The sequence below is a fragment of the Streptomyces sp. RKND-216 genome (assembly GCF_004795255.1).
Classification (GTDB): Bacteria; Actinomycetota; Actinomycetes; order Streptomycetales; family Streptomycetaceae; genus Streptomyces; species Streptomyces hazeniae.
The window spans coordinates 2,967,660-2,987,372 of the sequence record NZ_SSBQ01000002.1; the positions used below are offsets into that span (position 1 = coordinate 2,967,660).

The following is a 19,713-nucleotide window of genomic DNA, read 5'->3' on the forward strand; positions in this document are numbered from 1 at the left end:
GGCGTCGCCGCCCAAGGGGCCGGAAATGCCCGCTGTAAGTGTTGCGGACCGAGCCACACGCCGCGATTTACGCCCCGCCTACGGCTCATGGGAGAGGCTTTGGGGAAACCCGATGAACAGGAACGATCCGACTCGCCTATGTCGTGCACCTGAGGAGAGAGCTGTGAGCACCGAGAACGAGGGCGCCGCCGCCACGCCGGCGGAGGGGCCACCCACGCAGGACGCGGCCGCGCCCGGCACCCCGGCCGGTACCCCGGCGCCGGAGCCCTCGGCCGCCTCGGGTGCTTCCGCCGCCCCGGTCCGCGCTCCCGGCGAGGACGAGGACTTCGCGCTGGCCCGCCCCGACACCCCGGAGGCGCCCCCCGCCGGCGCCGGCGCCCCCGCCGAGCACACCACGCGCCTGCCGCGCATCGACCCCGACGCCCCTGCGCCGGCGTCGTCGGCCGCCCCCGCCTCCGGCGACGCCCCGGCCGACCCGCTGTCCAAGGGCGCCCCGGCGCGCGACGCCGACACCACACGGCTCCCGCCCGTCCCGCCCCCCGCGGCTCCCCCGGTCGCGCCGGACGCCGGTGCACCCGCCGCACACGCCGCGGCCGGCCACGGCACCCCGCCTCCGCCGCCCCCGCCGGGCGGTGGCTACGGCGGCAGCACCCCGCCCGGTCCGCCCGGACCGGCAGGTCCCGGTCCCGGCGCTCACGGAGCCCACGGCGGGCCCGGCGGCCCGCAGGGCCCGTGGGGAGCACCCCCGGCCCCGCCGCCGCACGGCGGCAAGCGACGCGGCCCCGGCCTGGTGATCGCGGCCGTGCTGGCCGCCGCTCTCGTCGCGGGCGGAATCGGCGGCGGAATCGGCTTCTGGGCGGCGGAGAGCAGCGACAGCTCCCCGTCCTCCACCACCATCTCCGCCGAGGCCGGCTCGGAGAGCCGCGACCCCGACTCCGTCGCGGGCATCGCACAGAAGACGCTGCCCAGCGTCGTCACCATCGAGACCTCCGGCGGCGGCGAGAGCGGCACCGGAACCGGCTTCGTCTTCGACGAACAGGGCCACATCCTCACCAACAACCACGTCGTCGCCAGCGCCGCCGACGGCGGCCGCCTCACCGCCACCTTCTCCGACGGCAAGCAGTACGACGCGCAGATCGTCGGCCGTGCGGAGGGCTACGACATCGCGGTGATCAAACTCGAGGACGCGGGCGACCGTACGCTCAACCCGCTGCCGCTCGGCAACTCCGAGAAGATCAAGGTCGGCGACACCACCCTCGCCATCGGTGCCCCGTACGGCCTTTCCGGAACCGTCACCACCGGCATCGTCAGTGCCAAGAACCGCCCCGTCGCCTCCAGCGACGGCCAGGGCAGCGAAGCGTCCTACATGAACGCCCTCCAGACCGACGCCTCCATCAACCCCGGCAATTCCGGCGGCCCGCTGCTCGACGGCAACGGCGCCGTGATCGGCGTCAACTCCGCGATCCAGTCCGGCGGTGGCGGCGGCCTCGGCGGCGGCTCGGCCGGCAGCATCGGCCTCGGCTTCGCCATCCCGATCGATCAGGCCGAACGCGTCGCCACCCAGCTGATCGAGACCGGCGTCCCCGTCTACCCGGTCATCGGCGTCCGCGTTGCCACCGGCCAGCAGGGCCAGGGCGCCGTCATCGCTGAACGCGTCAGCGACGGCGAACCCGTCACCCCCGACGGCCCCGCCGACAAGGCCGGCATCGAACCGGGAGACGTGATCACCAAGTTCGACGACACCCGGATCGACAGCAGCCCGACCCTCATCGCGACCATCTGGGCGCACGAGCCGGGCGAGACCGTCGAGATCACCTACGTCCGCGACGGCGAACGGCGGACCACGGACATCACGCTCGGGTCCCGCAAGGGCGACAGCTGATCGTCCCGCCCACCCGCGCCCCGGCGCGAACGGCTACGCTGTCCCGGTGCCGACGCCCCGGCGTCGGCACCGGGAGGTGTGCCCGAGCGGCCTAAGGGAACGGTCTTGAAAACCGTCGAGGCAGCGATGTCTCCGTGGGTTCAAATCCCACCGCCTCCGCCGATGAACGGCCCCTGACCAGCCCAAACGGTCGGGGGTCGTTGTCATGCCCGCTGCCCGTCGGTACCCAATGTTCCCCGTGATTCCCCGCCCGATCTGGCACGCCTATGGCACGGAATCAGCCGATCATGGTTGCTCGCTCGCGAACGCGATCGTCCAACCCCCCTGCTTCCAGGTCCCGCAGCGCAGATGCGTAGCCAGCCATGACCGCGTCGTGCACGAAGTCGTGCAAATCGGCAGTGATCAGTGCTCGGACGGCGTGGAGCAGCCCCGGGTGCACGCGGTCGGCGGCCCTCCCCGCTCACCGCCGGGTGGCGGCCGGTGAGGAGGACGCGGGCCTTCGCGATCAGGGCGAGCAGCGTGCCGGCTCCCGGGTCGCTCTGGTGAACGGACGTCGCATGCCCCACCCCGTTCGTCGTGTGTCGCCGCAGCGTAGGTCCGGCGGCGCGGGGAGGGCGTGAGTGCGGGTACTCGGTCCGGCACGTCACCGTGCCGGACGCATGCGTCACGAAGCGGAGTGGCCGCCCGGCCCGTCAGGGGGGCGTCACTTGCGGCGGCGCCGCCTGGACGACGTGATGGCGATAGCGATGATCATGGCGACGACGATCGGGATGATGATGTCCATCAGTCGGCTCCTCGGGGGGCGACGGCCAGGCGGTGAGCGCTTGGCCGTGAAGTCGGTCTTCTCAGGTCCGGCGCGGAAACGGAGTTCGGTTCGGCACCTGTGCGGTGTGGTACCCCGGGGCCGCGCCGGTGAACGCCGCCGGAAGTCGCAAGCGCGTGCCTACGAAAGCACTATGGACGGCCGCCGGAAGTCGCGCGTCGCGTTGTGCTTCGACCGGGGCGTGCGGTGGCCGCGCTGCGCCGTCGCGAAGGGACGTCAGGTGTAGAGGGTGGGGTCGAAGAGGTCGTAGCCGCGGGAAGCGGGCCAGGACATGAGGAGGACGCAGAGGAGGAGCGGGAGGCCGGCCGCGACGCCGAAGGTGCGGCCGCGCCAGGGGCGGAGCCAGAGCAGGGCGACAGCGAGGGTCCGGGCGGGACCGCCGGGGTACTCAATCTGCTCTGGCCGGAAGGCGGTCGAACGGCCGCCGGGCAGGTACGCGCAGGGGCGACGAACGGAGGCGAGTGCGGTGCAGGGGAAAGCGTTGGTACGGCGGCCGAGCGGACGTGTGGCGGAAGGGATCGTCACGCATCTCGAGCGCATGCCCGTGGATGCGGAACGGGCGGTGCGCCAGTGGGAGGGGTACGTCGCGGCGCTGCGGGAGAACGGCTGGGAGACGGTCGAGGTGCCGCCGGAGGAGGAGGCGCCGGACGGGGTGTTCGTGGAGGACGCCGTGGTCGTCTACCGGGACGTGGCGCTGCTCGCGCGTCCAGGAGCGGAGGAACGGCGTCGTGAGGTGCCGGGCTGTGAGGCGGTCGTCCGCGAACTGGGGTACGACGTACGGCGGGTGGAGGCGCCGGGGACGCTGGACGGCGGGGACGTGCTGAAGGTGGGTGACACCGTCTACGTCGGCCAGGGCGGTCGTACGAACGCCGAGGGACTGCGGCAGCTGCGGGCGGCGTTCGAGCCGGCGGGCGCGCAGGTGTTCGGGGTGCCGGTGACGAGCGTGCTGCACCTGAAGTCGGCGGTGACGGCGCTGCCGGACGGCACGGTGATCGGGTACCCGGAGGCGGTGGACGCGCCGTCGGCGTTCCCGCGGTTCCGCGGGGTGCCGGAGCCGGAGGGGGCGCACGTGGTGCTGCTGGGCGGCAGCCGGCTGCTGATGTCGGCCGGTGCGCCGCGCAGTGCGGAACTGTTCGCGGAGATGGGGTATCAGCCGGTGCCGGTGGACATCGGGGAGTTCGAGAAGCTGGAGGGGTGCGTGACGTGCCTGTCGGTGCGGCTGCGGGAGGTCGGGCCCTGACTCCGGCCGCTGCCGGCCCGGAGGCCTTGCGACGCCGCCACGGAGGCGGTCCGGGGGTGCCGCCCGCCGCGTGAGACCCGACCGTGCCAGCGGGACCGTGACGGCTCGGCCGTCCGTGCCGTTGCACCGGCAGGTGTCGGTGTCGAGGGAAGGCGGACGGGGCGGACGTGGAGCGGTCCCCGCGGAGATCGACGGGCGGATGGTGGACGTTCACCTCGGGGATGGTGGACGCGGTCGGCTTCATCGCGCTGGGGCGCGTCTTCTGCGCGCTAGCGACGGGGAACGTGCTGTTCCTCGGTCTGGCGGTGGCTGGTGAACCGCAGTTGGCGGTGAGCAGCACGGCGACGGCGCTGGCGTCGTTCGCGACCGGGCTGGGCCTGGGGCACTGGCTGCTGAGCGGAATGGAACGGCGCGGGCGCCGGTGGTTCCGCTGTGCGATCGGCGCGGAGGCGGTGGCGCTGACCGCGGCGTCGGCGCTCTCGTGGGGGCTGGTGACCGAGGAGTCGGCGCAGCTGTCGGGCCGGCACTGCGCGGTGGTGACGCTGCTGGCGCTGGTCATGGGGGCGCGTGCGGCCACGGCGCAGCGGGTCGCCGTGCCGGGGATGTCGACGATCCTCGTCACCACGCGCTGGCGCTGCTGTACGGCCGTGCGCGCACGGCCGGTCCGGGTGCCACGCCGACGGTGCAGCGGTGGCGTTACCTGTGTGCGGTGCTGAGCATCTTCGCGGGCGCGGCCTCGGGGACGCTGCTGCTGCACGTCGGGCTGACGGCACCGCTGCTGGTGGCGGCGGTGCTGGCGGTGGCGGTCAGCCTTGTTCGGCGGGCCGGGCACGGGACCCGGGCTCGGGCCCATGCCGCAGGGCGGCCCGGGCACCGGAGCCGCCCCGGGCTCCGACCGTGCGCGGGCGCATAGGGGTTTATCGGCGGATCGTCATTCTTGCGGGGGAATCGGCTGGTCGGGTGGGTTCGTGGGGTGTCCCACGGGCAGCATCGGGGCGCGACGTCGCAGTCCACCGAGACACCGGTTCCTGGGAGGGAACAGACATGGCACGAATCCGTACCGCCCGCCTCATCGCCGCCGCGGCATCCCTGCCGCTCGCGGTCGCCCTGATGGGCGGTGTGGCACAGGCCGACAACGGTGCGAACACGATCGTCAACACGCAGGTCGGTTCGGGCAACCAGGCCAACAACGCCGGGGTGAACGGCCTCGGGCCGACCTGGATCGACCAGGACAACGTGTCCATCAACTTCTCAGAGCTCTGGTAGGCCCGGAGCCGGGAGGCCGGGTGCACCGCATCACCGCACCGGGGACTTCCGGGTCTTCCGGGGAGTGAAGGGGTAGTCGTCCGCCGCGTTCGCACCGTCGTGCACAAGACGGTGCGGGCGCGCGGACGTTCGTGCGCGTTCGCTGCGTGCGGGCGGGCGAGCCCGCGGTGGACGTACGGGCGGACGCAGGGACGCGTACGCGCGGAGGGCGTTGCTGCGATCGGATGAAGTATGCGGTGCCGTGAGCAGGTGCTCGGCATGTCGTGGGCTCCGCCGGGTAGTCCGGTCGTTCACTCGGCTCATGCGGCACAAAAGGCACATGATGCGACGATTCGTTGTCTTCTTCTCCGCGTTCGCCTCCCTGCTGGTCGTCGGCCCGACCACACCGGCGCACGCGGACCAGGACCCGCGCCTCGGCGGCGCGCAGATCTTCACCGGGCGCGGGTTCGACACCTGCCAGGCGCCCTCCCTCGGCACCATGGCGGCCTGGACCGACTCGCCGTACCGGGCCGTCGGCGTCTACATCGGGGGCCGCGGCCGTGCCTGTCCGGACCAGCACCACCTCACCCCGGACTGGGTGCGGGGCGTGACGGACATGGGCTGGAACCTGCTCCCGCTGTACGTCGGCTCGCAGTCGCCGTGCGTGCACTCCGACCGCAAGCGCCGCTACGCCATCGACCCCGACCGTGCGTGGCGCATGGGCGTCGCGGAGGGCCGGGACGCCGTACGGCAGGCCGAGGAGCTGGGCATGCTGCCCGCGAGCCCGCTCTACCTCGACATGGAGGCGTACGACCGCAAGGACGCCCGCTGCGCCGACGTCACCCTCACCTTCGTGCAGGGCTGGAACCGCGAGGTGAGCCGGCACGGCTACCTGCCCGGCTTCTACAGCTCGGCCGGATCCGGCGTGACGCACCTCCAGCAGGCACGCGACGCAGGCGAGCGGGACCTGCCCGAGGTGATGTGGTTCGCACGCTGGAACGACCGCCCCGACGTCGCCGGTGAGCCCACGCTTTCCGCCGGCGACTGGCAGCCGCACCGCCGCATCCACCAGTACCGCGGCAACGTGAAGGAGACGCACGGCGGCCGCACTGTCAACATCGACCGCAACCTGGTCGACGCGCCGGTCGCCGTGATCGGCTAGCGTTCCGGCGCCGCTGCGCCCGCGTTCTCCCGCCCGCCGGGCGGCCCCGACGGGCCGCCCGGCGGACGTCTTACCGGAGCCCGTACGGACACGGCGGCACCACCCGGCGAACGGAACCCTGACGCGCGGCGGACCGCCCTCCACCCCGGGGAGTGCTGCGGCCGCGTGGTGTACTCCCTGAGGGGGAGGGCGCTTCGGGACTTCCGGGCGATCCCCCCGCGCCGCCCCACTCCTAGCGTGGAGCCATGACCACGCCTGGGACCGTCCGGAGCGCGAGGCGCCCCGGCTCCGCCGCCGCCACGACCGTGACGCCGCCGACGTTCACGTCGTACGTGCGCAGCCGCGGTCCGGTGCTGCTGCGCACCGCGCGCTCGCTGACCTCCGACCCCTGCGACGCGGAGGATCTGCTCCAGACCGCGCTGACCAAGACCTATCTGGCGTGGGACCGCATCGAGGACCACCGTGCGCTGGACGGCTACGTGCGGCGCGCCCTGGTCAACACCCGTACGTCCGAGTGGCGCAAGCGCCGGGTCGAGACATTCGCCGTCGACGAGCTGCCCGAGCCGGAGCCCGTGCCCGGCCCCGACCCGGCCGAACAGCAGGCCGTCCGCGACGCGATGTGGCGCGCGGTGTGCGCGCTGCCCGCGCGTCAACGCGCGATGGTCGTGCTGCGCTACTACGAGGACCTGAGCGAGGCGCAGACCGCCCGAGTGCTCGGGGTGTCGGTCGGCACGGTCAAGAGCGCGGTGTCCCGCGCCCTGGCCAAACTCCGCGAGGACCCCCGGCTCGCCGCCGACATCCACGGCGAGCCCTCCCCGACCCCGGCCGCGGCCCCGATCCCGTCCCCGGCCACGGAGCGCGCCGCGGCCTGACCGTGCCGGCCGGGGCGGGAGCCGGTGCGAGGAAGCGGGGTGGCGGGGGGTCGACATACCGAGTGGTATGCGGCCAGAATCGCAGCACCATTACCCGGCCGTAACTCGGGGAGGCACCCGGTGCTGAGCACGATGCAGGACGTACCGCTGACCGTCACGCGCATCCTGCGCCACGGCGCGACCGTCCACGGAAGGTCCGAAGTCGTCACGTGGACCGGGGAGGGCGAGCCGCACAGGCGGTCGTTCGCCGAGATCGGGGCACGGAGCGCGCAGCTGGCGCACGCGCTGCGGGACGACCTGGGCGTCGGCCGCGAGGACCGCGTGGCCACGCTCATGTGGAACAACGCCGAGCACGTCGAGGCGTACTTCGCCGCCCCCTGCATGGGCGCCGTGCTGCACACGCTGAACCTGCGCCTGCCCTCCGAGCAGCTGGTGTGGATCGTGGGGCACGCGGCCGACCGGGTCGTGCTGGTCAACGGCACGCTGCTGCCGCTGCTCGCCCCGCTGCTGCCCCGGCTGGAGACCGTCGAGCACGTGGTCGTCGTCGGGCCGGGTGACACGTCCGTGCTGGACGGCTGCCGACCGACCGTGCACGCGTACGAGGACCTGCTCGCCGGCAAGCCGACCACGTACGACTGGCCGGAGCTGGACGAGCGAGAGGCCGCCGCGATGTGCTACACGTCGGGCACCACCGGGGACCCGAAGGGCGTCGTCTACTCGCACCGTTCCATCTACCTGCACGCGATGCAGGTCAACCTGGCGGAGTCGATGGGCCTCACGGATGCCGACATCACGCTGCCGGTGGTGCCGATGTTCCACGTGAACGCGTGGGGGCTGCCGCACGCGGTGTTCATGACCGGCGTCGGCATGCTGATGCCCGACCGCTTCCTCCAGCCCGCGCCGCTCGCGGAGATGATCGAGACCGTACGGCCCACGCACGCGGCGGCGGTGCCGACGATATGGCAGGGGCTGCTCGCGGAACTCGCCCAGAAGGCGCGTGACATCACCTCGCTCCGGACCGTCACCATCGGCGGATCGGCCTGCCCGCCCGCGATGATGCGCGCCTTCGAGGACCAGTACGGCATCCGCGTCTGCCACGCCTGGGGCATGACGGAGACCTCGCCGCTGGGCAGTCTCGCCCACCCGCCGGGCGGTCTGACGCCCGAGGAGGAGTGGCCGTACCGCATCTCGCAGGGCCGTTTCCCGGCCGGCGTGGAGGCACGACTGGTGGGCCCCGACGGCGACTTCAAGCCGTGGGACGGCGAGTCGGCCGGTGAGCTGGAGGTGCGCGGGCCGTGGATCGCCGGGGCGTACTACGGGGGCGCGGACGGCGAGCCCGAGCGCCCCGAGGACAAGTTCAGCCCCGACGGGTGGCTGCGCACCGGTGACGTCGGGGTGATCACGCCCGACGGCTACCTGACGCTGACCGACCGGGCGAAGGACGTCATCAAGTCGGGTGGCGAATGGATCTCCTCCGTGGAGCTGGAGAACCACCTGATGGCGCACGACGCGGTCGCCGAGGCGGCGGTCGTGGCCGTGCCGGACGAGCGTTGGGGCGAACGCCCGCTGGCCGTGGTGGTGCTCGCGGAGGGCGGCGCGGAGGTGACGTACGAGGAGCTGCGGGCGTTCCTCGCGGACCGGATCGCGCGGTGGCAGCTGCCGGAGCGGTGGACGCAGATCGGCGAGGTGCCGAAGACGAGCGTGGGGAAGTTCGACAAGAAGGTGCTGCGCGCGCAGTACGCGGCGCGCGAGCTGGAGATCACGACAGTCGGCGGGTAGGCGCGCGGACGGGCGCCGCGCCGGTGGACGGGGCGGCGGGCGTGGTGCGTCGGGCCGGGCCCTCGCGCCGCGGGACCCCCTCGCCTCGTGGCCGCCCGCCGTGGCGGCGAGGGGTCGTCGGCACGCACTGACCCTCGCCGCCACGGCGATGCCGTCGGCCGGAGCGCCGTCCCCGGCAGGGATCAGTGGGCGCCGATCTTGGTGAGGAGGTCGACGATGCGGGACTGGACCTCGTCGCTGGTGGAGCGTTCGGCGAGGAACAGCAGATTCTCGCCGGACGCGAGGTGCGGCAGTCCCGCCGGGGTGATGCCCGCCGAGGTGTAGACGACGAACGGGGTGCGGTGCAGCAGCCCGCTCACCCGCAGCCAGTCGATGATCCCGGCCCGCCGGCGACGCACCTGCATCAGGTCCATCACCACGAGGTTGGGCTGCATCTGCGCCGCGACGTTGACCGCCTCCGCGTCCGACGGGGCGTGTGCGATCTGCATGCCGCGCCGTTCCAGGGACTGCGCGAGCGCGCGCGCAACGATCTCGTTCTCCTCCACGAGCAGTACCCGGGGCGGGTGCTGCTCGCTGTCGCGCGGGGCGAGCGCCTTGAGCAGCACGGCCGGGTCGGCGCCGTACGCCGCGTCGCGGGTCGCCTGGCCCAGCCCCGCGGTCACGAGCACGGGCACTTCGGCGGCGACGGCGGCCTGCCGCAACGACTGGAGCGCCGTGCGCGTGATGGGACCGGTGAGGGGGTCGACGAACAGCGCGGCGGGGTAGGCCGCGATCTGTGCGTCCACCTCCTCGCGGGAGTTGACGATGACCGGCCGGTAGCCGCGGTCGGACAGCGCCTGCTGCGTGGAGACGTCGGGCTCGGGCCAGACCAGCAGCCGCCGCGGGTTGTCCAGCGGTTCGGGCGGCAGCTCGTCGTCGACGGCCCGCAGCGGCATCGTCATCCCGCCGCCGTCGGTGATCTCGACGGCGCCGTTCGGGCCGTCCAGCGGCTCGGGGCCCTCGGCGGCTCCTGCTTCCGGTGCTCCTATGGCGAACTCGCGTCCCTGCCCCTGGGGCCGACCCGCCTGACCGGGTGCCGCGTCGCCCTCGCGGGTGGCCAGTTTGCGCCGCCTCCCGGAGCCCGTCGCCTGCGCGGGAGTGGAGGGGGTGGACGGGATGGCCGGGGCGGGAGACGGCGGCGCCTCGGCGTGGCCTGCGGCCTGCCCGTTTCCGTGCTCCGCGATGTGCCGGGCGAACGGCACCCCCTGTCCGAGGGTGCGCACGCTGATGCCGCCGCCGGTCTGCTCGGCGGCGTGGGCGTCCTGGCCGCCGCCGGGCATGGGGAGGCCGGGCCGGCGCACCGGGCGGTTCGCCGCTTCGGTGGTGTGGCCGCCGCCCAGTATCGGGCTGGCCGCGACTCGGGAGTGGTCGGCGCGCTGCGCGGCCTGTGCCTCCTCCGCGGCCGGATCCGCGGCCGGTGCCCGCCCCGCTGCGGCGGAGGCGGGGTCGGCGACTGCGCCGGGACCGTTGCCGGGAGGGTGGAAGCCGTTGCCGGTGCCCGTGCCGTTCGACGTGGGCTGGGCGGGGGCGCGGTCCGCCTCGGCCGGCGGCAGCGCGAACGGCTCGTGCGAGGGCGCCTGCCCTGCGGCCTGCTCCGCAGCGCGTGCGCGGGCTGCGGCGAGGCGGCGGGCGCGCCGGCCGCCTTCGGCGGCGCCGGCCCGCTCGTGCTCCGGCAGGGCCTCCTCCGTTACCTCGTGGGGAGCCGGCTCGCCGCCGGGCCCGGACACGGGAGGTGCGGCGCGGCGCCCGCGGCGCCCGGTGCCGGGCGGGATCTGGTGCGGGACGGTGCCTCCGTCCGCTGCGGCCGCCTGCTGCGGCGGGGCCGGGGAGGGCGCCGCAGGGGGGAGGGCCGGCATGCCTCCCGGCGCCCGCTGAGCCGCCGGCACGTGCGTCGCCGCGGCAGCCTCGTTGCCGTTGCCGGACGGACCGTTCCCGGAGGTGCCGTCCCCGGACGGGGTGGCCAGCGTGCGGCGGGCGCGGCGGCCGGTGCCCTGCGGGGGCGTGCCGCCCCCCTGCCCGCCGGCCTGCCCGCCGGCTCGTCCGCCGCCCGGCGGCTGCGCCGGTGCGGGGCCTGCGGGGCCGGGCAGCGCGGGCAGCTTGCCGGCCGGCGACGGGCCTGCGGGGGCCGGGGGCGCCGGGGCTCCGGGTGGCGGCTGCGGGGTCTCGGGATGGTCGGCGCGTGCGCGCCGGCGGCGTCCGGTGGGCGCCGGGCCCTCTCCCCCGGGCGGGATCCCGCCTTGCTGCTCCGGGACGTACGGGCCGCCCTGCGCGGGGACGCCGCCCCGCTCCGCCGCAGGCGCCGTCTGCGGTGGCTCGGGGGTACGGGCGGCCGGTACCGCGGCGTGCGGCGCCGCCTCGGTGCCGCGCATGGGCTCGGCCGGGACGGGCATCACGGTGGTCTCGTTGTCCGTCTGCCCGGCCTGTGTCACGCCGCTCGCGCCCGCCCCGTCCGTCCCCGCACCCGGGATCCCGGCGCCGGCCGTGCCCGAGGTACCGGCCGTGCCCGAGGTACCGGCCACGCCCGCACCGAGCGCTCCGGCGGTGCCGAACCCGGCGCCGGCCGAGCCGTCCGTACCCGTGTCCGTGCTCGCGCCCGCGCCGGCCGCTCCGGTGCCGCCGGTGGCCGCGCACGGCACCTCCAGCACGTACGCGCTGCCGCCCGCGCCCGGCACCTCGTGCGTCTGCAGCACGCCGCCGTGCCGTCGCACGATCCCGCTGACGACGGGCTGGTGCACCGGGCTGCCGCCCGGGTGCGGTCCGCGCACCTCGATGCGTACGACCTCCCCGCGCTGGGCGGCCGCGACCACGATCGTGGAGTCGCCGGTCGGCGGCGTCAGCGACTGGTTGCCGGTGGCGTCCACCCCGGCCACGTCCGCGATCAGGTGCGCCAGCGCGGTGGAGAGCCGCGCCGCGTCGACCTCGGCCTCGATCGGCGGGGCGTGCACGGCGAACTGCGCGCGCCCCGGGCCGATCAGCTCGACCGCGCCGTCCACGCCCGCGGCCACGACGGTGTCCAGCGAGACGCGGGCGGTGCTCAGCTTCTCCCTGCCGGTCTGCAGGCGCTGGAACGCGAGCACGTTGTCGACCAGCGTGGTCATGCGCGCGTAGCCGGCGGAGAGGTGGTGCAGGATCTGGTTGGCCTCCGGCCACAGCTGGCCGGCGGGGTCGGCGGCGAGGCCGCCGAGTTCGTCGCGGAGCTGGTCCAGCGGCCCGCGCAGCGCCTCGTCGAGCACGGCGCGCAGCTGCTCGTGCCGCTCCCGCAGGGCGACGTACGGGCGCCGGTCGGTGAAGGTCAGCACCGCGCCGACCAGCTGGTCGCCGTCGCGTACGGGCGCCGTCGTCATGTCGACGGGCACCGGGCTGCCGTCCTTCGCCCAGAGCACCTGCGCCGCGCGGACGCGGTGCTTGCGGCCGGAGCGCAGCGTGTCGGCGAGCGGGGTCTCCTCGTAGGGCAGCGTCGAGCCGTCCGGGCGGGAGTGGTGCACCAGGGGGTGGAGTTCGTGGCCGCCGAGGTCGCCCGCGCGGTAGCCGAGGATCTGCGCGGCCGCCGGGTTGACCAGGACGACACGACCCGAGGTGTCCACGCCGACGACGCCTTCGGAGGCGGCGCGCAGGATCATCTCGGTCTGCCGCTGCTGCCGGGCGAGCTCGGCCTCGGTGTCCAGGGTGCCGGTGAGGTCGCGGACGACGAGCATCAGCAGTTCGTCGCCGGTGTAGTGCGCGTTGCGCCCGCCGCCGGTGCCGTGGTCGGACCAGGCGGCCTCGAAGGAGGAGGCGTAGGTGCTGCGGCCGTCCTCCAGGTTGGCGCTGGTCACCTCGACCGGGAACTCGCTGCCGTCGGTGCGGCGCGCGGTCATGCGTGTCGGCTTGGTCCGGGCCTCGCCCTCGTCCTCGCCCGGCCGGCGCATCGATCCGGGGATGCGGTTGGGGTCGAACTCCGGGAGGAGGTCGAGCAGCCCGCGGCCCACCAGTGCCGTCCCCGGGGCCTCCAGGGCCTCCAGGGCGATCTTGTTCGCGTTGACGACGGTGCCGTTGCAGTTCACCAGGAGCAGTGCATCGGGCAGCGCGTCGAGTATGGCGGCGAGACGAGCAGCGCCTCGGGGTGGCCTGCTGCTCACGACGGTGCTTCCTCCCTGTTGCCGCTGGTACCGGAGGCGGGGCCGAACGGCCCGCTCGAGGCCGTCAGTCTGCCCGCAGTCCCCGGGGCGTCACTAGAGGCAGAGTCTACGGGGACCGGCGCCCCCTCAGGCGGCGGATGCGCGGGGGCGCCGGGTGGGAAGCGTGAGCGTGAGGTCAACACCTTCCGGTGAAACCCCAGTTGGGGCGGTGGGCCGGGTGGTCAGTCCAGCGCGGGAAGGGCGGGGACGAGCCGGTCCCAGCGGGACATCTCACATCCGTTGCTGCGGTCGAACCGGGCATCCACCGGCTTACCATGCCAAACGCCCTTGATCCGGGCGTGGGCGGGGCCGCCGTGCACCATCGTGCACACCGCCTCGGACGGCACGGGTGCGAACGGTCCGGCGGCCGGTGCGCGGAGGGCGCGCTGTGTGTCACCCGACAGGCCGACCGGGCCCTCCGGGTCGCGGCCGGCCGTGCGCGCGGCGGAGACGGCGGCGTCCAGCGCGTCACAGGCGGCCTGCGCCCGGGGGTGGGTGCCACCCGCGGGGTGGCAGAAGAGGGAGCGCGTGCCGTCGTGCCGCGCGTCGCCGGTGCCGGAGACGGTGATGCTCAGGTAGTCAGCCTGTGCCGGGGGCATGGCCGGGAAGCCGGTCTCCTGCGGCACGGCGGCGGAGGCGGCTCCGGCTCCGAGCAGGGTGGTCAGTACGGCCGCGGCGCCTGCGAGCGCGGCCAGGGTGGGGGCGGTACGGCGAGGCATGGCGGGACTCCCGGGGCGTGCGTGCGCGCACACGGGTGCGTGCGCGGGACGGGCGGAGGGACGGCACGGGCGTGTGGGGGCCGGAGCACCCGTCGGCCGGACCGCCATGTCCGTCTCTTCCCGGTTCAACGCGGATCGTCGCGTCGAGTGGCGGCATCTCGCTCAGGTGGCGGGCAACGCCACACTCCGACCTGGGGCAAAGGCTTTGCCCGGCGGCCCCCGGGCCTAGTACCGTGGGGGGCGATTGGTGACCGCGGCCCCGGCTGTGTCATCATCTGCACGCATACCCCGACCACCGTGTGTGGGTCACGGGTGTGTCTGGAGGCTTCGCCTAGTCTGGTCTATGGCGCCGCACTGCTAATGCGGTTTGGGTCTTAAAGCCCATCGAGGGTTCAAATCCCTCAGCCTCCGCTCGATCCGCAGCGATCACGAAGAGCCCCGGCCGGCCGCCGGGGCTTCTGCGTTTCCGGGGGCCTGGGTGAACGGCGCCCGAGAGGGGCCCTGGAAGACCGTTTTCGCAGGTCGGCAGGGGTGCGGTAATCGGATTTCGCCTGGCGGCGCCGGTCATGTAATGTTGTCCCCGCAACGCCGACCGGCACGGAAGAGGCTGGACGTCAAGCGCTCGTAGCTTAACGGATAGAGCATCTGACTACGGATCAGAAGGTTGCAGGTTCGAATCCTGCCGAGCGCGCACAGGTCAGAAGCCCCCTGCGGAATCCGCAGGGGGCTTCTGGCATCAGCGGGTGACATCAGTGCGCCGCTCAGCGGCAGTGTCCGCCGCACCGTGATCGCATCCTGCGCGCCCTGCGACAGGGGGACTGCTTCGTACTCGCAGACGGCGAGTCCGTGGGCGCCATCCGAGGCCGCGCACCGCGCGGGCGAGGCCGAGCCCGGCCCGGACGCCTTTCCATCGGTGGCCGGAGCGGCCTGGGCAGCAGTCGATGGACGACGCCGGTGGTCCCCTTTCGTCGCGGTGCTGCTCGTCAGGCTCGACAAGGAGTCGAGAGCGCCTTGATGTTCGCCTCTAGAGGTATGGATGCGGGTGCGGGGAGCCCTTCCATGCATGTAGCGCTGGCAAGAAGCTGCTTCGCGGATGCAGCAACCTGACACGGCGCCGTATGGGCCCTCACGGCCCCAGCTGGCAGGGTCTGTTGCGCCGGTCGGCCGGACGAAGATCCTCTTCCTTGGCCGGGGCGGACCGGTGCAGACCTGAGACCAGCAGTTCGAGGGGACAGTGATGGGTGCACAGACCACATCCAGCACGACGGACGGGCAGCGTTCTATTCGCGCCGGACGGGGGCGCGGCGCGGTTCTGTCGGTGCTCACCGCGGCGCTGTTCTCCCTGTCAGCCGGTGCTGCGGCGGCGTCCCCCGTTGTAACGCCCCCGTCGCCGCAGCACCTTCAGGGCGAGGTCTCCGTCTCGCAGTCCGTCGTGGACGACGTCTGCTCCGGACTGACGGGCGTCCTGCCCTCCGCCGGTGCGATGCCGGACGTGGTCTGCAAGAACGTCAACGGCTGGCAGTAAAGGCCATGCGGTTCCAGCTTCTCGGACCGCTGACCCTCACCGACGGGAACGACGCTGTCGTCCTGCAACCGTCCAAGCCGACGATCCTGCTCGCCACCCTGCTGCTGCAGGCGGGCTCGGTGGTGTCCGCCGGCTACCTGCAGCGCACCATCTGGGGCCCGGACCAGCCGGCGACGGCGAAGGCCGCGCTCCAGACCTGCGTGCTGCGCCTGCGACGGCTGTTCACCAAGCACGGGGTGACGGAAACCCCCATCGACGCGGTGCCGGGCGGGTACCGCATCACCGCTGATCCGGACACGCTCGACCTGCTCGCCTTCCGTGCGCGGGTACGGGCGGCGGCCGGGCTGACGGACGATCCGGAGGCCGAGCTGTACGCCCTCCAGGACGCCCTCGCGCTCTGGCAGGGTTCGCTGCTGGCCAACGTGCCCTCGGACGTCCTGCACCGGGACGAGGTGCCGCGGCTGACCGAGGAACGCCTGCGCACCGTGGAACGTGCCTGCACCTTGGAGCTGCTGCTCGGCCGGTACGGGCAGGCGCTCGTCGAACTGTGGAGTGCGACCCGCGCGTTCCCCGCCCACGAACGGTTCCGGGAGCAGCTCATCGAGGCGCTCTACCGTTCGGGCCGGCAGGCCGAGGCACTGGCGGAGTACCGGTCCATCAAGGGGTACCTGCTGGACGAGCTGGGCGTGGACCCGTCGCCGGCGCTGCAACGTCTGGAGCTGGCGATCCTGCGCGGCGACGAGCTGGGCGCGCCGACGCAGCCGAGCGACCGGGCGGTGCTGACCCGGGCGACCGTGCCCGGCCAGACGCGCGGCCACCGGCCCGGCGCGAACCGGCTCGCGCTGCCCGCCGGGGCCGGAACGCCGCTCCCGGAGACCGGCACGGCGGGCCCGCCCGCGGCGGGCGTCCCCCCCGCCGGAGCCGCGGCGGGAGAGGCCGCGGAGTCCGCTGCGGACCACGCCGAGGACGCCGCGCCGGGCGCGAGCACCCCCACGGGGAGCCCCACGCGCGAGCAGGGCGCGGCGCCCGCCGTGTCCGAGGTGGCGGGCGTGCCCTCGTTCGCGGGGCGGGCGGCGCACCTGGCCGCGATGACGGAGCACCTCACCGGCGTCCGCGACGACCCCGCCACCCTGCTGGTCTGCGGCGCGCCCGGTATCGGCAAGACGGCGCTGGCCCGGCAGGTGGCCCACCTGGTGCGGGACCGCTACCCGGGCGGCCGGCTGCTGGTGCGCATGGTGGGTCCGGACGGCGCGGCGCGCAGCGCGGAGGAGGCGGCCGCCGAGATCGCCGCTGCCCGGCTCAGACGTAGCGGCTCCGTTCTGCTGGTGTTCGACGACGTGGTGGACGCCGATCAGGTACGGCCGCTGCTGCCCGCCGACTCCGACGACGCCGCACTCGTCACCAGCCGCCGCTGGCTCGCCGGACTGATCGCCACGCACGGCGGCAGGGTCCACCGTCTGGACGCGTTCGTCCCCGACGAATCGCGCGAGCTGCTGCGTGCGGTACTCGGCGCTACGCGCGTCAATGCCGAACCGGAGGCTGCCGACCGGCTCGCCGCCGCCTGCGGCCACTTCCCGCTGGCGCTCCGCATCACCACCGCCTGGCTCTCCACCCGGCCCGGACTCCCCCTCGCCGACGCCACCGACTGGCTCGCCGAGGACCCCGTCGGCCGCCTCTCGCTGCCCGGCGACTCCCGCATGTCCGTCCGCGAGGTGCTCACCTGTGCCCTCGGTCGGCTTGAGGAGCGGTGCGCGGAGGCGCTGCTGCGCCTCGGGTCCCTCGACGGCGCGGACACCGACGGGTTCCGTGCGGACGACGCGGCCGCCGTGCTCGACGGGGACGCCGCCGAGGAGGCGGCGACCCTCCTGGACCACCTCGCGGACGCCGGGCTGCTGGAGGACGGGCCGCCCGGCCCGTACCGGATGCACGCGCTCGTCCGCTCCTTCGCGCGGCACGCCGTCCGCACGTACGGCACCGCCGGCCCCCACGGGCACCGACCGACTCGCAGACACGCACAGAAGGTGTGACCAGATGGCAGCAGCGTTCGAGGCCCTCGCCGGCACCAGACCCCGTATCCGGCGCGACGTGCTCTTCACCGAGACGCCCGGCGGGGTGCTGTTCCACAACGCCGACGGAGGCTTCCACCTCACCGGGCGGACCGCGTACCGGTTCGCCTCGCTGCTCGTCCCTCACCTCAACGGCCGGCACAGCCTGGCCGACATCTGCCAGGGCTTCCCCGACGCCCAGCGCGCCATGGCCGCCGGTCTGGTGGATCGGCTGTACGACCGCGGCTTCGCCCGCAGCGTCCCCGAGGAGGACGACGACGTCGCGGCGCACGTGCCCGATCCCGCCGCGGCCGAGCGGTTCGCGCCGCAGATCGCCTACATCGACCACTACACCGGCGGCGCGCCCGCCCGCTTCCGCCGCTTCCGCGACGCGCGGGTCGCGGTGCTGGGCCGGGGCCCGGTCGCCCGCTGGTGCGCCGTCAGCCTGCTCCGCAATGGCTGCGCCCACATCGCCGTGCAGGAGGCGTCGGCCGAGGTCGGCGCCGAGGAACGCGAACTGGCCGAGGGCGGCTGCCCCGCGCGCGTCGACCGTCTGGAAACGGAGCCGCGCGGCTGGGCGGCGCTGGAGGGCTACGACGTCGTGGTGGTCACCGGCGACGGCGCCGCGCCCCTCGCCCACCGGCTGCTGGCCGAGGGCGTGCCAGACGGCCGGACGCTGCTGCCGTCCTGGACCTTCGGCGATCGTGCCGTCACGGGGCCGGTCAGCCGCCCGGGCGGTACGGGCTGCCTCGGCTGCGCGCTGCTGCGGCTGGGCGCGGCGACCGATGCGGACGCCGCCGCGGAGACGTGGAGCGTGATCGCGGGTGTCGTGGCGCCGCGCGAACCGGTCGCCGGGGGCGGTCTGCACGGGCCCGTCGCCGCCATGACCGGCAACCTGCTGGGCTACGAGGTGTTCCGCCTCACCACCGGCGCGCTGCGCGCGGAGACGGACGGCCAGATTCTCCTCCAGGAACTGGAGTCGCTGGACGTGGTCGCCGAGCCGCTGCGCCCGCACCCGCGCTGCCGCCTCTGCACGCCGGAAGCGGAGCCGCCGGACGCCGCCGAGGAGACCGGGGCCGCCCGGGTGCTCGCCGAAGGGCTGGCGCTGCCGCGGACCGCGACCGTTGCCACCGCGCGGGACGCCGAGCAGACGGTCGAGGACCTCAATGCCCTGGGCACCGCTCTGGTACGGCCGCACGCGGGCGTGTTCACGCGCTTCGACGACGAGGACCTGACGCAGACGCCGCTCAAGCTCAGCCGGGTCGAACTGCCGCTCGGCGCGGGCGGGAAGCGCCGCATCGCCGCCTTCGACGTGCACCACCTGGCCGGCGCCCGGACCCGCGCCCTGTACGCGGCGGCGGCCGTCTACGTCGAGCACGTGGTGCCGCCCGCGCTCGACGGCGGCGGGGAGGTGGCGGCGTCGTCCCTGCTCACCAAGGAGCCGGTACGCGTTCCCGCCGCGGCGGTACGGCCGTTCGGTCCGCACAACCGCGCCCGCGTCCATCCGGCGACCCGCGCGGGCTCCGGCGCGGGCGCCACCCCGCAGGAGGCCGCGGGCACCGGCCTGTTGTCGGCGCTCGCCCACGACGCGCTGCTGCGCGCCCTGCGCGGCGCCGCCCGGCCGACCCTGCTGGCCGTCGAGAGCGGCACGACGGCCTCGGCCGGGGAAGCGGACGGGGACGCCGCCGCGCAGGCCGACCCGGAGCTGGTGTTCCTGCGGAAGACCGCCGCCACCATCGGGGTCGACGCCGAACTGCTCGACCTCGGCGAGAGCGCGCACTCCTCCGCCCACGTGGTGCTGGCCCGCGAGGCGGACGGCGCGCGCTGGGCGGTCGGCTGCGACCTGAACCGCGAGGCCGCGGCCTGCGCCGCGCTGCGCGACCTGCTCGGGCAGGCCCAGCTCGTGGGGGACGACGCGGCGGGCGAGCGGGGCGACGTCGACCTGGGCGACCCGCTGGTCCCTGACCTGGCCCCCAGCACGCTCGTCGTCGAGGGCGACCCGGAGCTGCCCGCCGACGCCCCCGACACCGACTGGAACTCCGTGCTCGACCGGCTCCGCGCCGCGGGCCGCGACGTGCTGCACGTCCCCACCACCCCCGCCGACCTGCGCACCGCGGGCGTGCACACCGCCCGCGTCCTGCTCACCGGCGGTCCGGAGGACGGTGCCTGTGCCCAGCGCTGACGTCGCCGACGCGCCGGCGTCCCGGGCAGCCGTTCCGGACGCC

Annotated in this window: 13 protein-coding genes and 3 tRNA genes; 13 read left to right on the top strand and 3 right to left on the bottom strand. The window is 74.6% G+C overall.

From position 1 onward, the window contains the following. Positions 1 to 163: 163 nt before the first annotated feature. Both E4198_RS13245 and E4198_RS13250 read left to right on the top strand, forming a co-directional pair. On the top strand, positions 164 to 1,882 hold the full coding sequence (locus E4198_RS13245; protein ID WP_247597661.1) for a trypsin-like peptidase domain-containing protein: 1,719 nt from the start codon (positions 164 to 166) through the stop codon (positions 1,880 to 1,882). A 72-nt stretch (positions 1,883 to 1,954) separates the two neighbouring features. Then, positions 1,955 to 2,041 (top strand) — tRNA-Ser (locus E4198_RS13250). A gap of 880 nt (positions 2,042 to 2,921) precedes the next feature. Here the strand turns inward: E4198_RS13250 and E4198_RS13255 are convergent. Further along, positions 2,922 to 3,230: a hypothetical protein gene (locus tag E4198_RS13255; protein WP_136183335.1), complete on the bottom strand. Its 309-nt coding sequence runs from the start codon at positions 3,228 to 3,230 to the stop codon at positions 2,922 to 2,924. On the opposite strand from E4198_RS13255, the gene ddaH reads away from it, so the two are divergent. The 6 genes from ddaH to E4198_RS13285 all read left to right on the top strand — a co-directional run bounded on the left by ddaH (position 3,172) and on the right by E4198_RS13285 (position 9,003). Further along, positions 3,172 to 3,945 (top strand): dimethylargininase, encoded by a 774-nt coding sequence (ddaH, locus tag E4198_RS13260; protein ID WP_247597662.1) that lies wholly within the window; start codon positions 3,172 to 3,174, stop codon positions 3,943 to 3,945. The genes E4198_RS13255 and ddaH overlap by 59 nt on opposite strands. 167 nt (positions 3,946 to 4,112) lie before the next feature. Continuing rightward, positions 4,113 to 4,661: a YoaK family protein gene (locus E4198_RS13265; RefSeq protein WP_281727982.1), complete on the top strand. Its 549-nt coding sequence runs from the start codon at positions 4,113 to 4,115 to the stop codon at positions 4,659 to 4,661. Positions 4,662 to 4,989: 328 nt separating this feature from the next. Then, positions 4,990 to 5,211, top strand: a complete 222-nt coding sequence (locus E4198_RS13270; RefSeq protein WP_136183338.1) for a hypothetical protein — start codon at positions 4,990 to 4,992, stop codon at positions 5,209 to 5,211. A 319-nt stretch (positions 5,212 to 5,530) separates the two neighbouring features. Continuing rightward, on the top strand, positions 5,531 to 6,352 hold the full coding sequence (locus E4198_RS13275; RefSeq protein ID WP_247597663.1) for a DUF1906 domain-containing protein: 822 nt from the start codon (positions 5,531 to 5,533) through the stop codon (positions 6,350 to 6,352). A gap of 245 nt (positions 6,353 to 6,597) precedes the next feature. Further along, the gene (locus E4198_RS13280) at positions 6,598 to 7,224 is read left to right on the top strand and encodes a SigE family RNA polymerase sigma factor (RefSeq protein ID WP_136183340.1); all 627 of its coding nucleotides are present in this window, start codon (positions 6,598 to 6,600) and stop codon (positions 7,222 to 7,224) included. A 120-nt stretch (positions 7,225 to 7,344) separates the two neighbouring features. Further along, a complete protein-coding gene (locus tag E4198_RS13285; RefSeq protein WP_136183341.1) occupies positions 7,345 to 9,003 on the top strand; it encodes a long-chain fatty acid--CoA ligase in 1,659 nt (552 codons plus the stop codon). Between the two features lie 182 nt (positions 9,004 to 9,185). Here the strand turns inward: E4198_RS13285 and E4198_RS13290 are convergent, their stop codons facing one another. After that, positions 9,186 to 13,160, bottom strand: a complete 3,975-nt coding sequence (locus E4198_RS13290; protein WP_136183342.1) for a PAS domain-containing protein — start codon at positions 13,158 to 13,160, stop codon at positions 9,186 to 9,188. 221 nt (positions 13,161 to 13,381) lie between these two features. Then, positions 13,382 to 13,918 (bottom strand): SSI family serine proteinase inhibitor, encoded by a 537-nt coding sequence (locus tag E4198_RS13295; protein ID WP_136183343.1) that lies wholly within the window; start codon positions 13,916 to 13,918, stop codon positions 13,382 to 13,384. 320 nt (positions 13,919 to 14,238) lie between these two features. Between E4198_RS13295 and E4198_RS13300 the strand changes: the two genes are divergently transcribed. The 5 genes from E4198_RS13300 (at position 14,239) to E4198_RS13320 (ending at position 19,670) form a co-directional block, all read left to right on the top strand. Beyond that, positions 14,239 to 14,329 (top strand) — tRNA-Ser (locus E4198_RS13300). 207 nt (positions 14,330 to 14,536) lie between these two features. Then, positions 14,537 to 14,609: transfer RNA gene (locus E4198_RS13305), tRNA-Arg, on the top strand. A gap of 546 nt (positions 14,610 to 15,155) precedes the next feature. Next, positions 15,156 to 15,443, top strand: a complete 288-nt coding sequence (locus tag E4198_RS13310; RefSeq protein ID WP_136183344.1) for a hypothetical protein — start codon at positions 15,156 to 15,158, stop codon at positions 15,441 to 15,443. Positions 15,444 to 15,448: 5 nt separating this feature from the next. Then, positions 15,449 to 17,470 carry an AfsR/SARP family transcriptional regulator gene (locus E4198_RS13315; RefSeq protein ID WP_136183345.1) on the top strand — a complete coding sequence of 674 codons (2,022 nt, stop codon included), beginning with the start codon at positions 15,449 to 15,451 and terminating at the stop codon, positions 17,468 to 17,470. Positions 17,471 to 17,474: 4 nt separating this feature from the next. Beyond that, positions 17,475 to 19,670 carry a TOMM precursor leader peptide-binding protein gene (locus tag E4198_RS13320; protein WP_136183346.1) on the top strand — a complete coding sequence of 732 codons (2,196 nt, stop codon included), beginning with the start codon at positions 17,475 to 17,477 and terminating at the stop codon, positions 19,668 to 19,670. Positions 19,671 to 19,713 lie beyond the last annotated feature (43 nt).

What these genes read in the sequence shown, in the direction of transcription:
- E4198_RS13270 (WP_136183338.1), top strand. Translation starts at nt 4,990, where the DNA reads ATGGCACGAATCCGTACCGCCCGCCTCATCGCCGCCGCGGCATCCCTG.
- E4198_RS13275 (WP_247597663.1), top strand. Translation starts at nt 5,531, where the DNA reads ATGATGCGACGATTCGTTGTCTTCTTCTCCGCGTTCGCCTCCCTGCTG.
- E4198_RS13280 (WP_136183340.1), top strand. Translation starts at nt 6,598, where the DNA reads ATGACCACGCCTGGGACCGTCCGGAGCGCGAGGCGCCCCGGCTCCGCC.
- E4198_RS13295 (WP_136183343.1), bottom strand. Translation starts at nt 13,918, where the DNA reads ATGCCTCGCCGTACCGCCCCCACCCTGGCCGCGCTCGCAGGCGCCGCG.
- E4198_RS13310 (WP_136183344.1), top strand. Translation starts at nt 15,156, where the DNA reads ATGGGTGCACAGACCACATCCAGCACGACGGACGGGCAGCGTTCTATT.
- E4198_RS13315 (WP_136183345.1), top strand. Translation starts at nt 15,449, where the DNA reads ATGCGGTTCCAGCTTCTCGGACCGCTGACCCTCACCGACGGGAACGAC.
- E4198_RS13320 (WP_136183346.1), top strand. Translation starts at nt 17,475, where the DNA reads ATGGCAGCAGCGTTCGAGGCCCTCGCCGGCACCAGACCCCGTATCCGG.